This is a genomic window from Sinorhizobium sp. GQ132 (assembly GCF_059758575.1).
Genome location: NZ_JCAXDX010000010.1, coordinates 83,761 through 105,398, shown reverse-complemented (window position 1 = coordinate 105,398; position 21,638 = coordinate 83,761). Strand labels below are relative to the sequence as shown.

Sequence of the window (21,638 nt, the reverse complement as noted above, 5' to 3'; positions counted from 1 at the left end):
CGTACGGCAGCGCGTCGTCTGCCGGTCGGGCCGATCAGGCTTCGGACGCTTCCTCGAGAGCCGGCTCGACCGGAACCTCTTCGGATGCGCCGAGATCGCGGCCAGAGGCGCCCTGCTGACGGGCGATACCGTCAATGGCGGCGCGGGCGATGAGATCGCAGTAAAGGGCGATAGCGCGCGATGCGTCGTCGTTGCCCGGGATCGCGTAGTCGATCTGGTCCGGATCGCAATTGGAGTCGATGACGGCAACGACCGGAATGCCAAGACGCTTGGCTTCGTCGATGGCGATCGATTCCTTGTTGGTGTCGATGATGAACATCAGATCCGGGGTACCGCCCATATCGCGGATACCGCCGAGTGCGCGGTTGAGCTTCTCGCGCTCGCGCTCGAGGTTCAGGCGCTCCTTCTTCGTGAAGCCGGAAGCTTCCGAAGCCAGGATTTCATCGAGCTTGCGCAGGCGCTGGATCGAGTTGGAGATCGTCTTCCAGTTCGTCATCATGCCGCCGAGCCAGCGGGCATTGACGTAGTACTGGGCGGAACGCTTCGCAGCGTCCGCGATGATCTCGGACGCCTGGCGCTTGGTGCCGACGAAAAGCACGCGGCCGCCGCTGGCGACGGTGTCGCTGACGACCTGCAGGGCGCGCGACAGCATCGGTACGGTTTGGGCGAGATCGATAATGTGAACGTTGTTACGGTCGCCGAAGATGTACGGCTTCATCTTCGGGTTCCAGCGGTGCGTCTGGTGACCGAAGTGGACGCCCGCCTCGAGAAGCTGGCGCATAGTGAAATCAGGCAATGCCATGCCTTTGTCTCCTTTTCCGGTTGAACCTCCGCAAGGCGTCGAGCGCACCGCAATGCGCCCACCGGCGGAACGATCCGGATTTCTCCCGGAAAATCCCATGCCTTACGTGTGGAATGGCCAGCCCCTTAGCGGTAACCGGCCCGGAAATCAAGCCTTGGGGACGCTTTTTGTATCGCGCCGGCTCAGGCCGCCTTCATTCGGCACCGAGCCAGCACCTCGGCGGTGACATGTTCCGGAATGTCGCCGATTTCGGCCATGCGCGCATCGAGCTTAGCCAGCATTTCCTCGAACACAGCGGAGTAGGCCGGCTCGTTCGCCCGGTTGCGCAGCTCGAACGGGTCCTCCTCGCAATCGAACAGTTCCCATTCCGCAGCCTCGTCGCCGGAAAAGGCACCAGGCTGGCCGAGCGGATCGTTATACCAGTAGATGAGCTTGTAGCGGGCGTCGCGCACGCCGTAATGCGCGAAGGCATTGTGGAACTCGTCCTTGTGCATCCAGTACCGGTGATAGGCGAGACCCTTATCGTCCTCGTCCGCCGTCTGCTCGATAATCGGGCGCATGCTCCTGCCCTGCATGTAATTGGGGATCGGCAGGCCCGCATAATCGAGAAAGGTCGGCGCGAAATCGACATTGGTCGCGATGTGGCCGGCTTGCGTGCCGGGCCGGATGCCCTTCGGATAGCGGATCAGGAAAGGCATCTGGAGCGATTCTTCGTACATGAAGCGCTTGTCGAACCAGCCGTGCTCGCCAAGGAAGAACCCCTGGTCGGACGTATAGATAACGATGGTGTCGTCGCGCAGGCCTTCCGCGTCGAGATAGTCGAGCAGACGGCCGACATTGTCGTCCACGGCGGCAATGGTCTGCAGGTAGCGCATCATGTAGCGCTGGTACTTGAAGAGGGCGAGTTTCCGCGGATCGGTAAAGAGATAATTCTCACCGGTGGCTCCGTCGATCAATCGCAGTTCCTGACCTTCCTCGATGTCCGGAACCTTGCGCTGGGTCCAGCCCGGCAGAAGCAGTTCGCCGATCTCGTCGCCGCCTTCGGGCTGGACGAGGCCGAGGTCCCTGTATGTCATGTCGCAGCGAATGCGCATTTTCGCAGCTGCCGCCGCTGCTGCGCGGTTGGAATAATCGTCGGAGAAAGTTTCCGGAACCGGCAGTTTCCCGTCGGCATAGAGATGCCTGTCGCGCGGGTGCGGCTCGAAGCTGCGATGCGGCGCCTTGTGGTGGCACATCAGGAAGAACGGCCGCTCGGGATCACGCTTGCCGAGGAAATCGAGGCATTTGTCCGTGATGATGTCGGTGGCGTAGCCTCTCTCCGTTCGCGGTCCGTTGCGGTCGATCATCACTGGATCGAAATATTCGCCCTGCCCGGGCAGTACCGACCATTCGTCAAATCCCGTCGGCTCGTGCGCCTGGCCCTCGCCCAGGTGCCACTTGCCGAAGATCGCCGTCTGATAGCCGCCCGCGCGCAGATGTTTGGCCACATTGGGGAGCCGGTTGTCGATATGGGTATCGAGCGTGGTGACCATGTTCACATGGTTGTAGGTGCCGGTCAAAATGGCGGCACGGCTGGGCGTGCAAATCGAATTGGTGACATAGCACCGATCGAACCGCATGCCTTCGTCGGCGATGCGGTCGATATTGGGCGTGCTGTTCAGGCCCGCGCCGTAGGCGGAAATCGCCCGCGCCGCATGGTCGTCCGACATGATGAACAGAATATTGGGCTGCTTTGACATTCTAATCTCGATGAAGAGTGCCGGCGCGACGGAGCGCGCCGGCGGGTTGGCGTTCAGTCGCCTGCGTAGAGGTCGGCGAGATAGTAGTCCTTCGGGTCGAGCGGGTTCTGCATCTTGCCGAAGGCGACGAACTGGTCGTTGAGACCCTTCAGCCAGTTGGCCACCGTCCCATCCCTGCTGGCAGCAACGAGCTCGGCAGTGGTCAGGAACTTGCCGTTGCGGCTTTCGACTTCAAGCGGTTCGGCCGGCACTCCGAGGAACTTGGCGGTGATCGCGACCGAGCGCGGCACGTCGGCAACGCGATAGTCGTTGGCCTCTTTCATCGTGGCGATGAATTTCCTGACCACGTCCACGTCGCCGGCTATCACCTCATTGCGCGCGACGAAGGCCGAAGGGAAAGAGTTCTCGGGATAGAAATCGTCGCTCTTGGCGACTTCGACCAGATCCGGGACGGTCTTCTTGATGATGCCCACCAGCGGATACCAGATGCCGGCGCCGTCGATCTGCTTCGATGCAAAAGCCGAAACGACCGTCGAAGGGTCCATCTTCACCACTTCTATGTCGGAAATCGTCATGCCGGCCTTGGCAAGGCCGAGACGCAACAGCATGTCGCCCGACGTGCCTTCCGGAACGCCGACCTTCTTGCCCTTGAGGTCCGCGACGGAGTTGATGCCCTTCTGCGCGATGACGCGGTCGGACAGTCCGAGCACATTGATCGCGACGAGTTTGGCCTTGCCAGTTGCCGGAAGCCAAAGGGCGCCCGGACCGACATACCCGAAATCGAGACTGCCCGCGCCCAACGCCTGGATCTGGATCGGGCCGTTGGTGAAGATCTTCAGGTCGGGTTCCAGGCCGTGTTTTGCCCACAGGTTCTGGTCGGTGGCGATCGCCGTCAGGCTCGTGCCGAAATAGTCGGCGATGTAACCGATCCGCACGGGCTTCGCCTCTGCGTAAGCGGCTCGCGTGGTGGCGCCCACTATGGGGGCCGCCAGCGCACCGGCAGCGGCAACGCGGATGAAACTGCGTCGGGTAAAAGTCACGGCATTCCTCCTCCTTGTGATGAACTCGAACTGACCTGGGGTTTCTGATGGTAAACGGCGTGCCAAACCCGATTGCGGACCTGCGCGAATTCAGGCGATAGCCGGATCTCTTCGTTGCGCGGATAGGGCAGGTCCACGGGGATGATCTCGTGCAGGCGGCCTGGCCGCGCGGCCATCACGATGACGCGATTGGCGAGATAGACCGCCTCATCGACATCATGGGTGATGAAGATCACCGTCCGTCGCTCGCGGCTCCAGGTGTCGAGCAGCTGGTCCTGCATGTTGACGCGGGTCAATGCGTCGAGCGCGCCGAAGGGCTCGTCCATGAGGAGGACCGTCGGATTGACCGCATAGGCACGGGCGATTGCGCAGCGCTGCTTCATGCCGCCGGACAAGGTCTTGGGCAAGGCATCGGCGAAATCCTTCAGCCCGACGAGATCGATGAAGTGATCGGCGATGCGCCTGCGCTCGGCCGCCGGCATGTTTTTGATGCGCAGGCCGAATTCGACGTTCTGGCGAACCGTCAGCCACGGAAACAGCGCATATTGCTGGAAGATCACGCCGCGTTCGGGCCCCGGCCCGTCGACCGGCTTACCGTCGACCAGAACACGTCCGTCCGACACCTCCGTCAGGCCGGCCGCGATATTCATGGCCGTCGACTTGCCGCAGCCGGACGGCCCGACGACCGTGACGAATTCACCCTCGCCGATATCCAGGCTCAGCCTGTCGAGCGCGAGGACCGAGCTCTCGCCTTCGCCGAAACGGCGGGTGACGTTTTGAAATGAAATCTTCGGGTCGGAGGCCGGGTCCGGAACAGCTGTCATTGCGCGCGCTCCTGCCAGCGGGTCAGACGGCGTTCCGCCGCCTGGACGATGCGATCCATGAGCAGGCCGAGAATGCCTATCGTGACGAGGCTGACGAAAATGGTGGGTAGGTCGTAATAGAGTTGCGCCTGCTGCATTCGGAAGCCGAGGCCCGATTGCGCTGCGATGAGCTCGGCTGCGACGACCGTTGCCCAGGCCGAGCCGAGCCCGATCCGGACACCGACCAGAATGAAGGGAATGGAGGCAGGGACGATCACGCGGTAGAACAGCACGCCGTCGTTGGCCCCAAGCACGCGTGCAGCGCTGATCAAGGTACGGTCGACGCCGATGACACCCTGATAGGCGGCGACGACGCAGGAAAGGAACGAGGCGAGGAAAATGACGAAGACCTTCGGCGCTTCGTCGATGCCCATGGTCACGATCGCGAGCGGTATGACCGCCAGCGGCGGAATCATGCGGAAAAACTGGATGTAGGGCTCGATCAGTGCGCGGGCGACGCGGTACCAGCCCATCAGGAAGCCGACGGGAATGGCTGCCGCCACGCCGAGCAGGAAGCCGGCCAGCACGCGGCGAAGACTGGAGACGACGTCCAGCGGCAACTGGCCGTTCGCGATCAACTCCACTGCGCGCCGGAAAACCTCGGCCGGTCCCGGCAGGATCACCAGCCCCGCCGCCGTGATACCCCACCATACCGTGACGGCGAACACCAAGGCGATCAGGTTCAGGACGATGGGCGCCAGCTCCGCCGGCGAAAACCCGTTTCCTGTCGTTTCCTCGTCTTTGGACGTCAGAGTGCTCAATACCGGGCCCCCGAATAGAAAAAGTGGTCGAGCGCGACCGCCGCCCCGCCGATCGCGCCCGGTTGCGAGCCAAAGCCGGTTCGTTCGAACCGAAGGATGTCGCGCATATGAGGCATGACCCGTGGCGGCAGATGTTTTCGCAGATGCGCGAACAGGCTCTCCGGCGCGTCAGCGAGGTGACCGCCGAAGACGATCAGATCGGGCGTAAGCAGACTGATTGCGATGGCGAGCGAGTCGGTCAGCCGAGCGAGTGTCGGACCCCAGACGTCCGTGTTCTCCACCTGCATCAGGAGATCGGCCGGAGCAGAGCCTTCCAGCCCCAATGCACGCATCAGGACGCGTTCGTTCACATAGCTTTCGAGACAGCCATGGTTGCCGCAACTGCACCGTGGCCCGTCCTGTGAGATCTGGATGTGACCGAGCTCGACTGCGCCATGGCCGCCCGGCCGAAACGGCACGCCGTCGACCACCAGCCCTGCCCCGAGACCGGAGCGCAGATAGACGTAAAGCAATGCCGGGACCCCGCGGCCGAGACCGAAGCGCGCCTCCGCGACCGCCATTGCGGTAACGTTATGCTCCAGCACCACCGTCAGGCCCGTGCGTCGCTCCAGCATGCCCGCCAGCGGCAGGTTGCGCCAGCCGGTATTGATCGAAGCCAGGATGGTGCGCTGGCCGGCATCGACGGGTCCCGGCACTCCTACTCCGACGCCGAGGAGATGGGCTGTGCGTGCGAGAAGCTTCAGATTCTCTATTTCGTCCGCGATCCGCGCGGCCACGGCCTCCGGCGAGGTGTCCGGCAGCGCGAATTCGAACGAAGCGGCCGCTTTCGGCGAACCCAGGAGATCCGTGACCGTCAGTTGGACGAGCCCTGCACCGATATGCACGCCGGCAACGTGATGAGCGTTCGGCAGGAGCCGGATCGCCAGTCCCGGCCGCCCCACCCCGCTGCTTGCCGCCGGCTCCACCTCGGCGACGGAGCCGTCGGCGAGGAGCTGCGCCGTCACATGGGTAAGGGTGGTCGCGGACAGCCCGGTGCGGCGCGCAAGGATGGCGCGTGATTGGGGCCCTTCGTCGCGAAGGATGCGCAGGACCTGGCCGTGATGCACACCCACTCTTCGCCCCCTTTGCCATTTATTTTCTCAACTTTAGAAAATAAATGGGTCCTGTCAATAGGAGCAGGTTGCGGTCACTTTCGAAAATCGCTTCTGCGGTTGTCTATTTGCACTCTTCGCTATTGAAGACCTCGAGCTTTGCGAGCTTTCCGCTCAGGACGAAGTCACCGTAGTCCATGGTGAGATCCCGCGTCACGCCGTTCTCGTAGAGCTTGAACGCCATGCGGTAGACGGGCAGCGCGTCGCCGTTGGCTTCGTCGTTGAAATAGGTGATCGTCACCGGCCAATAGTTCTCGCCCGCAAGCTTTCCGGCCTTGCCGACATCCGCATCGTCAGGAGCGGGCTTGCGCGGCTTGCCCACGAAGGTCGAGGTAATCAGCGTCTTGTCGCCCGAATCGGAACCATCGAAAATACGCGCCTCGAAAAAGGTCTCTCCTTTTTTCGCACGTTCGATCACTTCGAGCATGTGTTCTGTCGGAAACCGGCTGGCCGCAAGCGCCACCTGGCGCTTGTCGGGGGCGGTCAGCTCGACCTTGACGCCGGACTTATCGTCATGCGCGCTTCCGCGCACCTCCTTGTCCAGCTTCTCATCGGTAAAGAAGCGGGTGAGGAAACGGAAATTGCCGTTCTTCATGTCCTCATAGGTGGTGGTCTGCTGATCGGTGAGGCGAACCTCCTCACCCGTATCGACCTGGGTGACGAAGCGGAAGCTGACGGTATAGCCTTCGCAGGAGGAGCCGTTGAACTCATAGACCATGCGGCCATACATGCCGGAGATGCCGGACCGCTCGGAGGCGTCCTTCAATTCCAGATCGTAGACGGCGCGATGGGGAACGAGAGCAGTCGCCTGTGCCGCGCCCGCCGTCATGACCACGACACAGACGCTTCCCACAGTGACGAGACCGAAGCCTTTACGAAACATCCGTTTCCTCCTGTTGGACTCGCCGCCAATGCGATAAACAAGCATTCGGCAGAAACAAGGCAGATCGGTTCTGGTCCACGCCTGTCAAGATCTGCTTTGCATGCCGGATTTTAGCACAAAAGACAACAACGGAGCCTTCCATGTCCGCAGAGATCGAAACCCGCCTCACCGAACTCGGCATCGTCCTTCCGCAGGCAGTTGCGCCCGTCGCGAACTACGTGCCTTACGTCGTCTCGGGGTCGATGCTCTACATTTCCGGGCAGTTGCCGATGGAAAACGGCAAGGTCGCCGTAACCGGCCATGTCGGCAAGGATGTCGATGTCGCCGGCGCGCAAAGAGCCGCCGAACTCTGCGCGATCAACATCCTGGCCCAGGCCAAAGCGGCTCTCGGCGATCTCGGCCGTATCCGCCGCCTCGTCAAGATCAACGGCTTCGTCGCTTCCACGCCGGACTTCGTCGAACAGCACCTGGTGATCAACGGCGCCTCGAACCTGCTTGCCAATGCGCTCGGCGAAGCGGGCAAACACGCTCGTGCCGCTGTCGGAATGGCTTCCCTTCCCTTCAACGCGGCTGTCGAGATCGACGCCGTGATCGAAATCGCATGATCAGGGACGTCCAATGAAGGATCTTTCCTGGCTCAAGGCCCAGCCGATCGCCCATCGCGGCTTCCACGACATGAATCGGGAGGTTTGGGAAAACACGCTCTCCGCCTTCTCTCGCGCGGTCGAAGCCGGCTTCGCGATCGAGTGCGACCTTCAATTCGCGGCTGACAGCGTTCCCGTCGTTTTCCACGACCACGACCTGCAACGGCTCTGCGGGATCGCGGGCGACGTGCGCGCGAAGACGTCCGCCGAGCTGGGGCTTCTGTCAGTCGGCGGCACGGGCGACAAGGTGCCGACGCTGAAGCAGATGCTGCGTCTCGTTGCCGGCCGTGTCCCACTGATCATCGAGCTCAAGGGGCGACTGGGAGACGACGAAGGCTTTTGCGCGGCCGTGCTCGAGACGCTGGAAGCCTATGAGGGCCACGTCGCGCTGATGAGCTTCGACCATTGGCTGCTCAGGGACCTGAAGGAACTCGATGCGCCCTACCCCCTCGGCCTGACTGCCGAGGGTGTCAATCCGGAAACCTTCTTCGTGCACGAGGAGGCGATGCATCTCGGGCTGGATTTCATCTCCTATCATTACGGCCATCTTCCCAACGCCTTCACGGAAAAGGAGCGCGCGCTCGGCCGAACGCTCATCACCTGGACGGTACGCGACAGACAGGCTCAGGAGCACACACTCGCCAATGCCGACCAGATGACCTTCGAGGGTTTCGATCCCCGGGAGAGCATGATTTCGTAGGCGCATGACAGACGCGATCACCATCCGCATAGAACCTTCGTTCACGTCGATATCGCCGGCGAGCTGGGGCGGGCTTGCCGGCGCTTCCAAAGGGCATGCCGGCACGGCTTACAATCCCTTCGTCTCGCATGCCTATCTGTCGGCATTGGAGGAATCGGGCTCGGCGACGGCGGAGACTGGCTGGCTCGGGCAGCATCTCCTCATGGAGGACGCGGACGGTTTCCTGCGGGGGGCTCTCGCCTGCTACGTCAAGAGCCACAGCCAGGGGGAATATGTTTTCGACCATGGCTGGGCGGATGCCTTCGAGCGGGCCGGCGGCCGCTACTATCCGAAACTGCAATGTTCCGTGCCCTTCACGCCGGCGACGGGGCCAAGGCTGCTGGTGGCCGGGGGATGCGATCCACGAACCGTGCGCGACGCGCTCGCTGCCGGCCTCAAGGAGCTCACGCGCCGCCACCGCCTCTCCTCGGCCCACGTGACCTTCGTCCCGACCGACGAAATGCCCATCCTGGAGCAGGCGGGCTTCCTGCATCGGATGGATCAGCAGTTCCACTTCATGAATGAAGGCTATGGATCGCATGACGACTTTCTCGCCACGCTCACCTCGCGAAAGCGCAAGGCACTCAAGAAAGAACGCCGATCGGCGGTGGAAAACGGGATAACCATCGACTGGCTGACCGGCAGCGACCTGACGGAAGCTATCTGGGACCAGTTCTTTGCCTTCTACATGGATACCGGCGGACGCAAATGGGGGCGTCCCTATCTGACCCGCGCCTTCTACTCGCTGATCGGAGAGCGCATGGCCGACGATATCTTGCTGGTCATGGCCAAGCGCGGTGGGCGCTATATCGCCGGAGCGATCAATTTCATCGGGGGCGATGCGCTGTATGGCCGGCACTGGGGCTGCATCGAGGACCACCCCTTCCTGCATTTCGAAGTCTGTTACCATCAGGCGATCGACTACGCGATCGCGAAGGGATTGAAGCGCGTCGAAGCCGGCGCGCAAGGCGAGCACAAGCTTGCACGGGGCTACATGCCGGTGACGACTCATTCCGCACATTTCATCAGCCATCCGGGGCTTGCGCGCGCCGTAGCCGATTATCTGGAACGGGAGCGCCGGGATGTGGAAGAAACCGGCGAGTTTCTTGCGGAACACGGCCCTTTCCGCAAAGGTGGACGCCAGGACGGCTGAGACGCCGCGAATGCCTGCCAGGAAGAGGAAACGACATGAGCGCATACGACACCAACAATATCTTCGCCAAGATATTGCGCGGCGAGATCCCCTCGCATCGCGTCTATGAGGATGAGGCCACCGTCGCCTTCATGGACGTGATGCCTCAGGCCGAAGGCCATGTCCTGGTGTTGCCTAAGGCGCCGTCCCGCAACATTCTCGATGCGGATCCAGCCACCCTCGCCAGCCTGATCGCGACCGTCCAGAAGATCGCCCTCGCCGCGAAGGCCGCCTTCGCGGCGGACGGCGTCACCATCATGCAGTTCAACGAGGCGCCGGCCGGCCAATCCGTTTTCCATCTGCACTTCCACGTGATCCCCCGGCGGGAGGGCATTCCGCTGAAGCCGCATTCCGGCAAGATGGAAGACGGAGAGGTGCTGGCCGCAAACGCGGAGAAGATCCGCCGAGCGCTTTAGGCTGCCATGTAACGTTTGATTCAATCGCTTACGGAATTTTACTATTATTCCGCTTTAACTCATCAGAAGCCCAGCCACCAGAGGCCTGCGGCCAGGGCAGCGATCGCCGTTCCGATCCCGGCGACGGGTTTCTGGCGGGCGAGGAAAAACGCGATCGCGCCGAGAACGACGGAGCCGAGCCGAAGCCACAGAGGCGACTGGGCCAAAACGCCGGTCGGGTAAAGTACGAGTTTGGCAATGACGGCCGCCACCAGCGCCGTCGCCACCGCCCTCACCCAGTTCAGCGCCTCCGAATCGTCGCGCAGCCGATTTCCGGCGAGCACTCCGAGCCACCGCCAGATGTCGGTCGCGAGCCAGCCGGCGATCGCAATGAATGCGTAGGCCCACCATCCGTCCATCCAGCTCACGCGCTCGTTTCCTTTCGCATGCGCCAGAAGCGCTCACCAAGCCAGGCGAGCGTTCCTCCGCCGAGGCCGGCGAGCAGAATGTCGAACTCCGGGGCGATCCAGTAGCAGACCGGCCCTGCGGCGAGACCGATCGCGAGCGCGGCATAGACAACCGGATGACGGGCGGAATTCCAGATCGAGGCGAGGAAATAGACCGGCGTCAGAAAGAAGAGACATCCGGCGACGATCGGCGGGAAATCGGCGACGAGGCGATAAACGATCCCGACCAGCGCCATGTTCGTCGCGACCAGCGTGATGCCGAAGCCGGCGAAGAAGGTCGCGCGGTGCCGGCGCGGAACCGCATGCACGCGCTCCATCGCGAAGACCCAGGCGGTGATGGCGATGAAATGCGAAAGCAAGAGAAGCAGCCATGTCGGCGTCTTCGGCGTACGGAGTTCGGGAACGAGTGCGGCGACCATCGGCATCAACCGAACCGACGAAAGCGTGACTGCCAGGAACGCCGTCGCAAGACTGGCGCCGCTGAGGATGGAACTTACGAGAATGACCTTTGCCGGCAGGGCCCAGACGATGCCGGTCATGAACACGACTTGCGCCGGTGGGATCCCGGCCTGAACCGTCAGCGAGCAGAAGCCCACGAAGGAAAGCATGAGGATTATGGCCGGAAGGCTGAATATCCCACGCGCACCCGCCAGAAACCAGCCCAGAGGCGATCGCTCCTCTTCGATACGGTTAGTGGAATCCACCCGCTATGCTCCACGCTCACAAGAAAGTGCCGGGTAACTCACCCGGCACTGTCACGTCCAGTCGCGATCGCGTTATTTCTTGCGCGGCACCTTCGGAACCGTCCGCCCCCTGAGCGGAGCCGCGCCGGAACCGCCGCTCTTGTTCGAGGACTTGGCGGCCGTCTTCTTCGACTTGGCTTTCGCGCCCTCTTCGGATGCGGCTACGCTTTCCTTTTCGGCGGCCTTCTTGGGTTTCGCGCCCTTGCCGGCGGGACGCGAGACCTCGGCCTTGGGCTTGATCGGAGCCGTTTCCGGCACGGCCTCGAGCATGAGCCCCTTCGTGCCGTCTTCCTTTGCACCGATCGTCACCTTGACGACACCGCCCTTCTTCAGCTTGCCGAAGAGGATCTCGTCCGCGAGCGGCTTCTTGATGTTTTCCTGGATGACGCGTGCCAGCGGCCGTGCACCCATCTTCTCGTCATAGCCCCTCTCCGCGAGCCAGGCGATCGCATCAGGCGCAAGGTCGAAGGTGACATTGCGCTCCGCAAGCTGCGTTTCGAGCTGCATGACGAACTTCTGCACGACCTTGTGGATGACCGGGGTCGGCAGCGAGTTGAACGGAATGACGGAGTCGAGACGGTTGCGGAACTCCGGCGTGAAGAGGCGATTCAGCGCCTCCACGTCCTCACCCGTCCGCTTGGAGGAACCGAAGCCGATCGCCGCCCGAGCCATGTCGGACGCGCCGGCATTGGTCGTCATGATCAGGATGACGTTCCGGAAATCGATCTTCTTGCCGTTATGGTCGGTCAGCGAACCGTGGTCCATGACCTGCAGGAGGATGTTGAAGAGATCCGGATGCGCCTTTTCGATTTCGTCGAGCAGCAGCACGCAATGCGGATGCTGGTCGACGCCGTCGGTCAGGAGTCCGCCCTGATCGAAGCCGACATAGCCGGGAGGCGCGCCGATCAGTCGCGAGACCGTGTGGCGTTCCATATATTCCGACATGTCGAAGCGCAGCAGCTCGACGCCGAGCGAGGTGGCGAGTTGCTTCGCCACTTCCGTCTTGCCGACGCCGGTCGGGCCGGAGAAGACGTAGCAGCCGATCGGCTTGTTGGGCTCGCGAAGGCCTGCGCGCGCCAGCTTGATCGACGAGGCGAGCGCCTCGATCGCCAGATCCTGACCATAAACGACGGAGCGCAGTTCCTGCTCGAGATTGGCGAGCACCGCCTCGTCGTCCTTGGACACGGTCTTCGGCGGGATGCGTGCCATCGTTGCGACGGTCGCTTCGATCTCCCTTTCGGTGATCAGCTTGCGGCGTTTGCTGACGGGCAAAAGCATCTGCGCGGCACCGGACTCGTCGATGACGTCGATCGCCTTGTCCGGCAGCTTCCGGTCATTGATGTAGCGTGCCGAAAGCTCCACCGCCGCCTTGATGGCATCGTTGGTGTATTTCAGCTGATGGTAGTCCTCGAAATACGGCTTGAGGCCCTTCATGATCTCGATCGTATCCGCGATCGTCGGCTCGTTGACGTCGATCTTCTGGAAGCGGCGAACGAGAGCCCGGTCCTTTTCGAAGAACTGGCGGTACTCCTTATAGGTGGTCGAGCCGATGCAGCGGATCGCGCCGGAAGAAAGCGCGGGCTTCAAGAGGTTCGACGCGTCCATGGCGCCGCCCGACGTGGCGCCGGCACCGATGACCGTGTGGATCTCGTCGATGAACAGCACCGCACCGGGGTAATCTTCGAGTTCCTTGACCACCTGCTTCAGGCGCTCCTCGAAGTCGCCGCGATAGCGCGTGCCGGCCAGCAGGGTTCCCATGTCGAGCGCGAAGATCGTGGCGTCCTGCAACGCCTCGGGCACCTTCTTCTCGACGATGCGCTTGGCAAGGCCCTCGGCGATCGCCGTCTTGCCCACGCCAGGATCGCCCACGTAAAGCGGGTTGTTCTTGGATCTGCGGCAAAGAACCTGAATGGTCCGGTTGACTTCGGCGTGACGCCCGATCAACGGATCGATCTTGCCGGACTTGGCCTTTTCGTTGAGGTTTACGCAATAGGCCGTGAGCGCATCCTGCTGCTTCTTCGGGCCCGCCTCCTCGCTCTCGCGCGAAGCCTTCTGTTCGGAGTCCTGGTCTTCCGCCCCGCGCACCGGCCGCGCCTCGGAGCTTCCCGGCCGCTTGCCAATACCGTGCGAAATGAAATTGACCGCGTCATACCGGGTCATCTCCTGCTCCTGCAGGAAATAGGCAGCATGGCTCTCGCGCTCGGCGAAGATCGCCACGAGCACGTTGGCGCCCGTCACCTCTTCGCGGCCCGAAGACTGCACATGGATGACGGCTCGCTGGATCACGCGCTGGAAGCCCGCCGTCGGCTTGGAGTCTTCGTCGTAACCGGTGACGAGGTTCGACAATTCGTTGTCGACGTAATCGGTCACGGTCTTGCGAAGCGTGTCGAGATTGACATTGCACGCGCCCATCACAGCCGCCGCATCGGCATCATCGATCAATGCCAGCAGCAGGTGCTCGAGCGTCGCATATTCGTGATGGCGCTCGTTGGCAAAAGTCAGTGCCTGATGCAGCGCCTTTTCGAGGCTGGGCGAAAATGTTGGCACGTTAGTTCCTCATTTCTTTTCCATGACGCATTGCAACGGATGTTGATGCTGCCTGGCGAAATCCATCACCTGCGTCACCTTGGTTTCGGCGACCTCGTAGGTGAAGACGCCGCATTCTCCAACGCCGTGGTTGTGGACATGTAGCATTATGACGGTCGCCTCTTCGCGGTTCTTCTGAAAGAAGCGCTCGAGGATGTGAATGACGAATTCCATCGGTGTGTAATCGTCATTCAAAAGCAGAACGCGGTACAAACTCGGCTTCTTGGTCTTCGGCTTGGTGCGCGTGATGACGGACGTGCCACGACTGGGGCCGCCTCCGTCTCCTTCGCTTCCCTGCTGCATCCGGACCGGCATGGCGATCATTCTTGTTCATTCCTTTACAGCCGCGGATCCATTTGCATTCGACCACGACATGCTTGCCTTTATCTAATGGTTCGTTCTTGGATTTTAAGACCGAACCCACGCACTGCAAACATATTCGCACGGCGAAACACAAGATTGATCAAATTTCTTCGCCGGCACCTGCAGCCTTCAGGCCCGTCGGCGGTATTGAAGAAGTGCAGAACATGAACGGACGAAGGCCGGCCGCGGCATCCGCGACCGGCCTTTCTGCAATAGCGATGAAACTGATGGTCAGGCGGCGGCGGCCGTTTTGACCGCAGTGCCTGCCTTGGCAACCGGCGCCTCATAGGGCTTGTAGGCGTCCTTGGCGAGGTCGGCATACATCTCACCGATCTTCGTCGCCTCGGCGAAAAAACCTTCGTAGCTTGCCTTCAGATAATTCGTCTGAAGCTCGAACGCTGCTTCGAGGCTTTTGACACTGGTAAGCTTTTCGACATGGGCAACGCCATCCTCGAAGGATTTTTTCGAATAGTCGGCCGCTTCGGTCGCAATAGCCTGGAAACCTTTGGTCATGGCTGAGTAGCTCTTCACGGCTACGTCGAGCGCTTCCTTGCTCTTCCTGTTCGCATCGTCGAAGTTAAACATCGGGCGTCTCCTTGTAACGGCTCGGCTAGGAACGCGGCCAGTCTAGGTGCACTGCACAAAAAGTCAAGTTCAGTGTGCATTGCAATAAAATACAGTTCTTGCAACGACTTGATGAAGACGGACGCCTCCAGTCAAATTTCTCCGAAAAGTATGATTTAACAACAGGAAACCCGGCCTGATTGCTCAGCACCGGGTCTTGCAACGCGCGATTACCACGGATCCAGGTGGATTCGTGTTGCTCTCAGAGGTCGATGTCGAGGATCGCCATCGAGAAATTATAGGAGAGCTCGCCGTCCTCTTCGTCACGGAAGACGACACCGAGAAATTCGTCGCCGAGATAGACTTCAGCGGATTCGTCCTTCTTCGGGCGAGCCTTGACGACCATGGACTGGTTGAACGTGCGCTTAAGATAGGCCTCAAGCTTGCGGATTTCTTCGGGCTTCAAAACTATTCTCCGTAGCCGATTGATTTGCCGCGCTTGTTGCACGGGCCATTGCCAGGTGTAAACCCATCAGAGCGCCAAGCGTTCGCCGGGAGGCGAAGAAATGCTCGCAACGCCTTGAATTGGTGCACTGATTTTTCGCAGCGTCGATGCCCGCCACAGCCGGGCTTCGGGCGCCTTGATCAGATATCGAACGACGCCAGGATCTGGTCCATCTGACGCGACGGCTCGGAACAGCCGGCCTCGCCGACGACCTTCGCCGGCACCCCGGCGACCGTCGATTTGGGAGGGACCGCCTTCAGCACGACGGATCCGGCGGCCACGCGCGAGCAGTGGCCGATGTGGATATTGCCGAGAATCTTTGCGCCGGCGCCGATCAGCACCCCGTTGCCGATCTTCGGATGACGGTCGCTGCCTTCCTTGCCGGTGCCGCCAAGCGTCACGCCATGCAAGATAGATACGTTGTCGCCGATGACCGCGGTTTCGCCGACGACGAGCCCCGTTGCATGATCGAGGAAGATTCCGCGTCCGATGCGGGCGGCCGGATTGATGTCGGTCTGGAAAACGCTGGAGGAGCGGCTCTGGAGATAGAGCGCAAAGTCTCTCCGGCCGCGGTTCCACAGCCAGTGAGCCAGACGGTGCGTCTGTATGGCATGGAAGCCCTTGAAATAAAGCACCGGCTCCATGAAGCGCGTGCAGGCGGGATCGCGATCGTAGACCGCCTGGATATCCACGCGCAGGACGGCGCCCCATTCGGGCCAGTCCTCGAGCATTTCTGCAAAGGTCTGGTGCAGGAGGCTCGCCTGGAGGTCGGGATGGTCCAGCCTCTCGCAAATCCGATAGATAACGCAATCTTCCAGGGAATGCTGATTGACCACCGTCGAATAGAGAAAGGCCGCCAGCATCGGGTCGCGCTCGGCCGCCAGCCGCGCCTCCTCACGCAGGCTATCCCAGATCGGATCGATCGCTTCGAGCGATTCCGTATGACGAAGTTCTGTCTTGGCGACCATGGTCGCTCTCCTTCCTGGGCGTTCCTTCAGCGGGGTCGTCTTTGGCCTGCCGGTCTTAGGATGGGTCGTGTTCGGGCATATATAGGCCAATTTCCCGCCGACATAAATGGCCTGGCCGGATTTCACCTCTCGTTAGTGGCACGGCCGAGAGCAATTCGAGAAAAAATGCGCAGGGTTTCCGTCTGGATCGGCCTCACCCAACCCCGGCAAGGAACTCCAGGACCGCCTTCTTGAACACACGATCGCCGACCGCCAGCATGTGGTCGCGCCCGGGAATGTCGAGTGCCACGGCATGCTGCATCAGCGCGGCAAGCTCCTCAGCCGATCCGGCGATGTCATCCTTCGTCCCGACACCGATCAGCACCGGCACGTCTATGCGGCCTACCTCGTCGGCGGTAAGCAGGTCGCGCGATGTCGATATGCATGCGGCAAGCGCCTGACGATCGCTTTTCGTCTGGTCTGCGAAGGCGCGGAACGTCCGGCCCCGTTCGTGCGTAACGTCCTCCAAAGAAGGTGCAAGCAGCGCGTCGGCGATCGGATCCCACTCCCCCACCCCCGTGATCATGCCTATCCCGAGACCGCCGAATACCAGCGAACGGACGCGATCCGGGTGCTGCAAAGCCAGGAATGCCGAGATCCGCGCGCCCATCGAATAACCCATCACATGCGCCTCGCCGATGCCGAGATGCACCAGAAGTGCCGCCGCATCCCCTGCCATCTGCGGCGGGTGATAGAGCGAGGGATCATGGGGCTTGCTGCTTTGCCCGTGCCCGCGATTGTCGAGCGCGATGACGCGGTATCCGGCGTCGCCGAGCGTCTTCAGCCACCCGGGAAACACCCAGTTGACATTGGCGCTCGATGCAAAGCCGTGAATGAGCAGGATCGGGTCGCCCGAGGGGTCACCTTCGTCGAAATAGGCGATTTCCAGTCCGTCATGCGTGAAGCGGGAAAATGGCGGAGGGTTCAAGTCCATCTGGATTTCCTGGTATTGTCCTGTCGGCGCGGACGTTAGTTGGTAAAGCAACGGCCGGAAACCCCAACCGCTTCAAAAACCATAAAGCGCGGCATGTTTGCCGCTACACATTTTCGCCAAAGCTCACTATGGTGCCGGCAAATTCGACACCCCAATCGACACCTAAGACTTGCATATATCGGAGTACGACATGGCCGGCCACAGCATCCCCCATTTTCAGAACGACGGCGGGCACCGGGTCATCGAGATCGGCGTCAAGGAATTCATGTGCACGGGTGCTTCCGTCCCGTTCGACCACCCTCACATCTTCGTCGACATGGGCGACGAGAACGAGAAGGTCTGTTCCTATTGCTCGACCCTCTACCGCTACAAACCTTCCCTGAAGGCGACGGAAACGATTCCTCCGGGCTGCCTTTTCACGACTAAAGCCGCCTGATCCTGCGCAGGCGACGGCGCGACATCCATGCAAAAGGCTGATCCGGTTGCGATCGTCGGTGCCGGCATCGCCGGGATGACCGCCGCGCTCTGCCTTGCACGGCAGGGATTCCGGACGGATATCTTCGAGCAGGCCGATGCATTGGAGGAGGCCGGTGCCGGGCTTCAGCTTTCGCCGAATGCATCGCGCATCCTCATCGAACTCGGCTTGCTGCCCGCTCTCGAACGCGTCTGGAATGAACCGGAAGCGATCTCGCTTGCCGACGGCCGCTCGCTGCGGCCGCTTGCCAACGTGCCTGCCGGCGCACGCGCCCGCGAGCGCTGGGGCGCTCCCTACGGCGTCCTGCATCGCGCCAGCCTGCAAACGATCCTTCTGGATGCCGTCCGGGCGGAACCGCTTTGCCGTCTTCACCTGGGAACCCGCATCGCGGACGATCCGCGGGCAGTCATCACCGAAGCGAACAAGCGATCACCGGCAGTAATCATCGGGGCGGACGGCATCTGGTCGCGGATACGCTCCTCTGTTCCCGGCGCCGGCCCCGTCCGTTTTTCCGGCAATGTCGCCTGGCGCTTCACGCTGTCACGCACCCGGGCGCCCGCCTGCCTGTCGCCTGATCGCGTCACCGCCTTCCTCGCGCCGAAGGCCCATCTCGTCGCCTATCCGCTCAGAAAGATCGACGGCTTCAACCTCGTCGCGATCGTTGCCGGAAAGGCGTCGGGCGAAACCTGGACGGGGCACGAATCCGGCGATCGCCGGCGCGAGTTCGAGGCGGCCTTCAGGGATTGGCATACCGACCTGCGCGCGCTTCTCGGTCACGCCGGCTCGCCGACCTACTGGCCGCTCTGCACGGTTGAAGACGGGGCCTGGCACAATGGGCGCGACACCATTCTGATCGGCGATTCTGCCCATGCCATGACGCCATTTGCAGCCCAGGGCGCGGCGATGGCCATCGAGGACGCCCGTGAACTCGCCCGCTGTATGGCCGACACTCCCGACCTTCCCTCCGTCTTCGCGCGCTATGAAGACGCACGCAGAACCCGAATCGGCCGCGTTCGCAAGCGCGCCGCATTCAACAGCTTCGCCTACCACGCAGCAGGTCCGGTGCGGATCGCGCGCGATTTCGTTCTCTCTTTCAGAAAACCCGAAGCGCTCGCAGCCGATTTCGACTGGCTTTACGGCTACGGCGCTTAGTTGGAACGCGATGAGGGAGGCCTATTCGCCTCCCTGTCGCTCCGTTCAGACGGCGTTTGCGGCGGCGAGGCCCGCCTCGATATCCCGGCGGATGTCCGGTACATCCTCGAGGCCGATCTGCAGCCGGATGACCGGCCCCTCGGACGGGGCCTTCGCGACCTTGCGGTCGGAGAGGTTCACGTGAACGGCGAGGCTTTCGAAGCCGCCCCAGGAGTAACCGAGCCCGAACAGCGAGAGCGCATCCAGGAAGGCATGCGCCTTTGCCTTGCCGTCTTCCGGTTCAGCCCTGAGCACGAAGGAGAATATCCCGCTCGCGCCGCCGAAGTCGCGCTTCCACAATTCGTGTCCGGGAAAGCTCGGCAGTGCCGGATGCAGCACGCGCGCCACCTCGTCACGGCTCTCGAGCCATTCAGCGATCGCCAGCGCGCTTGCCTGATGGCGCTCCAGGCGAACGCCCATCGTGCGCAGGCCGCGCAGGATTTGATAGCTGTCGTCCGGCGAAACGCAGACGCCGAGCGTAACCATCGCCTCGCTGAGTGCCGGCCAATGGGCCGCATTGGCGGAAACGGTTCCGAGAAGAACGTCCGAGTGACCGGAGGGGTATTTGGTCGCCGCATGGATCGAAACGTCGACGCCGTGGTCGAGGGGCCGAAAGTAGACCGGGGTCGCCCAGGTGTTATCCATGGTCACGATACAGCCGTGCCGGTGCGCCGCGGCCGCGATTGCCGGAATATCCTGCATCTCGAACGTATTCGAGCCCGGAGCTTCCGTATGCACCAGCCGCGTGTTCGGCCTGATCAGGTTTTCGATCCCGGCGCCGATCGTCGGGTCATAATATTCGACAGTGACGCCGAGCCTCGAGAGCATCGTGTCGCAGAAGTGGCGGGTGGGGAAGTAGACCGAATCGACGATGAGCACATGGTCGCCCGAAGACAGATAGGCCAGGAACGGCACCGTGACCGCAGCGAGCCCGGAGGGAACGAGGATCGTGCCCGCTGCGCCCTCCAGCTCGTTCACGGCCTCGCAAAGGGCGTCGGTCGTCGGCGTGCCGCGCGTACCATAGGTATATTTCTGCGCCCGCGTCTCCATCGTCCTCGCATTCGGGAACAGCACGGTGGAAGCGTGAACCACCGGCGGATTGACGAAACCATGGAAGTCGGAGGGATTGTTGCCGGTATGCGCGAGGCGGGTATTGATGCCCTGCTCCGCTCGCCCGCTCGTCTTGTCTGCCATTGAAACATCCGCTGTTGATTTTCCCTGCCGACTCATCGAACGGGCTACGGGCCGGGTCAAGGAAAAATTCGAGCCGGCCGACTGTGAATCACCAAGGAGGCGCAACTGGCGGTTTTTTATCCATGTCGGGCGATTCCGTCGCGGGACCTGCCTAAACTTCTGGCGAGCTTCACGTTTTTCACATGGAAGATCACAAAATCGGCCACGTCTCTTGACCCTTCCAGATTTTGAGCATGAGATAGTTTTTACTCAGGCCAGGAGGGTGGCTGAGGCTGCACGCGCCAGAGAGCGCTACCGTGCAGACGCGAAAAACGACAACCGAAAAGGTTCGAAAAAATGGCAAGAAGAATTCTGACAGCTCTCGTTGGCGCTGCTGTCGTGGGGATTGGCACACATGCGGCATCCGCCGCGACGCTCGACGACGTGAAGGCCAAAGGCTTCGTCCAGTGCGGCGTGAATACCGGCCTCGCCGGTTTCGCAGCCCCTGACGCCTCGGGCAATTGGAGCGGTTTCGACGTCGACTACTGCAAGGCGATTGCGGCTGCGATCTTCGCCGATGGCAGCAAGGTCAAGTATACGCCGCTCTCCGCCAAGGAACGCTTTCCGGCGCTGCAGTCCGGCGAAGTCGACGTGCTTGCGCGCAACACGACTTGGTCGATCAACCGCGACACCGCACTTGGCTTCAACTTCCGTCCCGTCAACTACTACGACGGCCAAGGCTTCATGGTTCGCAAGGAACTCGACGTGAAGTCCGCCCTCGAGCTTTCCGGCGCCGCCGTCTGCGTTCAGACCGGCACGACGACCGAGCTCAACCTTGCCGATTACTTCAAGGCGAACAATCTGCAGTACAATCCGGTCGTCTTCGAGAAACTCGAGGAAGTGAACGCTGCCTACGACGCCGGCCGTTGCGATGTCTATACGACCGACCAGTCCGGCCTCTATTCGCTGCGCCTCACCCTCTCGAAGCCCGATGACCACATCGTTCTGCCGGAGATCATCTCCAAAGAGCCGCTCGCACCGGCGGTCCGCCAGGGTGACGATCAGTGGTTCGACATCGTCAGCTGGGTTCATTACGCCCTGGTCCAGGCCGAAGAGTTCGGCATTACCCAGGCCAATATCGAAGAAATGAAGAAGTCGACGAACCCCGACGTTCAACGCTTCCTTGGCGTCGAGGCCGACAGCAAGATCGGCACGGACCTCGGCCTCACCAACGAATGGGCGGTCAATATCGTCAAGGCAGTCGGCAACTACGGCGAAGTGTTCGACCGCAACATCGGTGCAGGCAGCCCGCTGAAGATCGAGCGCGGCCTCAACGCCCTCTGGAACAAGGGCGGTCTCCAGTACGCGCCGCCGGTCCGCTGATCGGACGCGGATGTCGGGGGGATGGCCGCGGCCGTTCC

At 61.8% G+C, this 21,638-nt stretch carries 23 protein-coding genes; 7 read left to right on the top strand and 16 right to left on the bottom strand.

The features are described from left to right. Positions 1-34 precede the first annotated feature (34 nt). The 7 genes from rpsB to AC6CIG_RS22915 all read right to left on the bottom strand — a co-directional run bounded on the left by rpsB (position 35) and on the right by AC6CIG_RS22915 (position 7,239). The gene (gene rpsB / locus AC6CIG_RS22945) at positions 35-802 is read right to left on the bottom strand and encodes a 30S ribosomal protein S2 (protein WP_003534993.1); all 768 of its coding nucleotides are present in this window, start codon (positions 800-802) and stop codon (positions 35-37) included. Positions 803-984: 182 nt separating this feature from the next. Then, a complete protein-coding gene (locus AC6CIG_RS22940; protein WP_437407776.1) occupies positions 985-2,541 on the bottom strand; it encodes a sulfatase family protein in 1,557 nt (518 codons plus the stop codon). 53 nt (positions 2,542-2,594) lie between these two features. After that, positions 2,595-3,533 carry an aliphatic sulfonate ABC transporter substrate-binding protein gene (locus tag AC6CIG_RS22935; protein ID WP_164866969.1) on the bottom strand — a complete coding sequence of 313 codons (939 nt, stop codon included), beginning with the start codon at positions 3,531-3,533 and terminating at the stop codon, positions 2,595-2,597. Between the two features lie 44 nt (positions 3,534-3,577). Continuing rightward, a complete protein-coding gene (locus tag AC6CIG_RS22930) occupies positions 3,578-4,405 on the bottom strand; it encodes an ABC transporter ATP-binding protein (RefSeq protein WP_437412518.1) in 828 nt (275 codons plus the stop codon). Then, a complete protein-coding gene (locus tag AC6CIG_RS22925; protein ID WP_026168894.1) occupies positions 4,402-5,145 on the bottom strand; it encodes an ABC transporter permease in 744 nt (247 codons plus the stop codon). Before AC6CIG_RS22925 ends, AC6CIG_RS22930 begins: the two co-directional genes overlap by 4 nt. Before the next feature lie 56 nt (positions 5,146-5,201). Next, complete coding sequence (locus AC6CIG_RS22920) at positions 5,202-6,317, bottom strand: ROK family transcriptional regulator (protein ID WP_437407777.1); 1,116 nt, start codon at positions 6,315-6,317, stop codon at positions 5,202-5,204. Between the two features lie 103 nt (positions 6,318-6,420). Beyond that, positions 6,421-7,239: a cell envelope integrity EipB family protein gene (locus tag AC6CIG_RS22915; RefSeq protein WP_437407778.1), complete on the bottom strand. Its 819-nt coding sequence runs from the start codon at positions 7,237-7,239 to the stop codon at positions 6,421-6,423. Positions 7,240-7,379: 140 nt separating this feature from the next. Here AC6CIG_RS22915 and AC6CIG_RS22910 point away from each other — a divergent pair, with 140 nt between their 5' ends. The 4 genes from AC6CIG_RS22910 to AC6CIG_RS22895 are packed head-to-tail and all read left to right on the top strand — an operon-like array spanning position 7,380 to position 10,230. Further along, positions 7,380-7,844 (top strand): RidA family protein, encoded by a 465-nt coding sequence (locus tag AC6CIG_RS22910; protein ID WP_127710803.1) that lies wholly within the window; start codon positions 7,380-7,382, stop codon positions 7,842-7,844. A gap of 13 nt (positions 7,845-7,857) precedes the next feature. Next, a complete protein-coding gene (locus AC6CIG_RS22905) occupies positions 7,858-8,583 on the top strand; it encodes a glycerophosphodiester phosphodiesterase (RefSeq protein ID WP_437407779.1) in 726 nt (241 codons plus the stop codon). Between the two features lie 4 nt (positions 8,584-8,587). Further along, positions 8,588-9,775 carry a GNAT family N-acetyltransferase gene (locus tag AC6CIG_RS22900; protein ID WP_437407780.1) on the top strand — a complete coding sequence of 396 codons (1,188 nt, stop codon included), beginning with the start codon at positions 8,588-8,590 and terminating at the stop codon, positions 9,773-9,775. 35 nt (positions 9,776-9,810) lie between these two features. After that, a complete protein-coding gene (locus tag AC6CIG_RS22895) occupies positions 9,811-10,230 on the top strand; it encodes an HIT family protein (protein ID WP_018097770.1) in 420 nt (139 codons plus the stop codon). A gap of 62 nt (positions 10,231-10,292) precedes the next feature. Here AC6CIG_RS22895 and AC6CIG_RS22890 read toward each other — a convergent pair whose 3' ends face one another. From AC6CIG_RS22890 to AC6CIG_RS22855, 8 genes are all read right to left on the bottom strand, one after another. Next, the gene (locus AC6CIG_RS22890; RefSeq protein WP_080636661.1) at positions 10,293-10,628 is read right to left on the bottom strand and encodes an AzlD domain-containing protein; all 336 of its coding nucleotides are present in this window, start codon (positions 10,626-10,628) and stop codon (positions 10,293-10,295) included. A 5-nt stretch (positions 10,629-10,633) separates the two neighbouring features. Next, positions 10,634-11,380 (bottom strand): AzlC family ABC transporter permease, encoded by a 747-nt coding sequence (locus AC6CIG_RS22885; RefSeq protein ID WP_437407781.1) that lies wholly within the window; start codon positions 11,378-11,380, stop codon positions 10,634-10,636. A gap of 72 nt (positions 11,381-11,452) precedes the next feature. Then, the gene (gene clpA / locus AC6CIG_RS22880; protein ID WP_018097773.1) at positions 11,453-13,966 is read right to left on the bottom strand and encodes an ATP-dependent Clp protease ATP-binding subunit ClpA; all 2,514 of its coding nucleotides are present in this window, start codon (positions 13,964-13,966) and stop codon (positions 11,453-11,455) included. Positions 13,967-13,975: 9 nt separating this feature from the next. Then, on the bottom strand, positions 13,976-14,329 hold the full coding sequence (gene clpS, locus AC6CIG_RS22875; RefSeq protein WP_003535011.1) for an ATP-dependent Clp protease adapter ClpS: 354 nt from the start codon (positions 14,327-14,329) through the stop codon (positions 13,976-13,978). 270 nt (positions 14,330-14,599) lie between these two features. Then, a complete protein-coding gene (gene phaP2 / locus AC6CIG_RS22870; protein ID WP_018097774.1) occupies positions 14,600-14,953 on the bottom strand; it encodes a phasin PhaP2 in 354 nt (117 codons plus the stop codon). A gap of 241 nt (positions 14,954-15,194) precedes the next feature. Beyond that, positions 15,195-15,398, bottom strand: a complete 204-nt coding sequence (locus tag AC6CIG_RS22865) for a DUF3126 family protein (protein WP_003535016.1) — start codon at positions 15,396-15,398, stop codon at positions 15,195-15,197. 179 nt (positions 15,399-15,577) lie between these two features. Then, complete coding sequence (gene cysE, locus AC6CIG_RS22860; RefSeq protein ID WP_018097775.1) at positions 15,578-16,405, bottom strand: serine O-acetyltransferase; 828 nt, start codon at positions 16,403-16,405, stop codon at positions 15,578-15,580. A gap of 193 nt (positions 16,406-16,598) precedes the next feature. Beyond that, entirely contained in the window at positions 16,599-17,378 is a 780-nt protein-coding gene (locus AC6CIG_RS22855; protein ID WP_015241159.1) for an alpha/beta fold hydrolase, read from the bottom strand. Positions 17,379-17,568: 190 nt separating this feature from the next. Between AC6CIG_RS22855 and AC6CIG_RS22850 the strand changes: the two genes are divergently transcribed. Both AC6CIG_RS22850 and AC6CIG_RS22845 read left to right on the top strand, forming a co-directional pair. Next, complete coding sequence (locus tag AC6CIG_RS22850) at positions 17,569-17,814, top strand: zinc-finger domain-containing protein (RefSeq protein ID WP_437407782.1); 246 nt, start codon at positions 17,569-17,571, stop codon at positions 17,812-17,814. Positions 17,815-17,841: 27 nt separating this feature from the next. After that, positions 17,842-19,005, top strand: a complete 1,164-nt coding sequence (locus tag AC6CIG_RS22845; protein WP_127710788.1) for an FAD-dependent monooxygenase — start codon at positions 17,842-17,844, stop codon at positions 19,003-19,005. Between the two features lie 45 nt (positions 19,006-19,050). Here AC6CIG_RS22845 and AC6CIG_RS22840 read toward each other — a convergent pair whose 3' ends face one another. Then, positions 19,051-20,238 (bottom strand): cystathionine beta-lyase, encoded by a 1,188-nt coding sequence (locus AC6CIG_RS22840; protein WP_018097778.1) that lies wholly within the window; start codon positions 20,236-20,238, stop codon positions 19,051-19,053. 336 nt (positions 20,239-20,574) lie between these two features. Here AC6CIG_RS22840 and AC6CIG_RS22835 point away from each other — a divergent pair, with 336 nt between their 5' ends. Next, entirely contained in the window at positions 20,575-21,600 is a 1,026-nt protein-coding gene (locus tag AC6CIG_RS22835; RefSeq protein ID WP_018097779.1) for an amino acid ABC transporter substrate-binding protein, read from the top strand. The last annotated feature ends 38 nt before the right edge of the window (positions 21,601-21,638 follow it).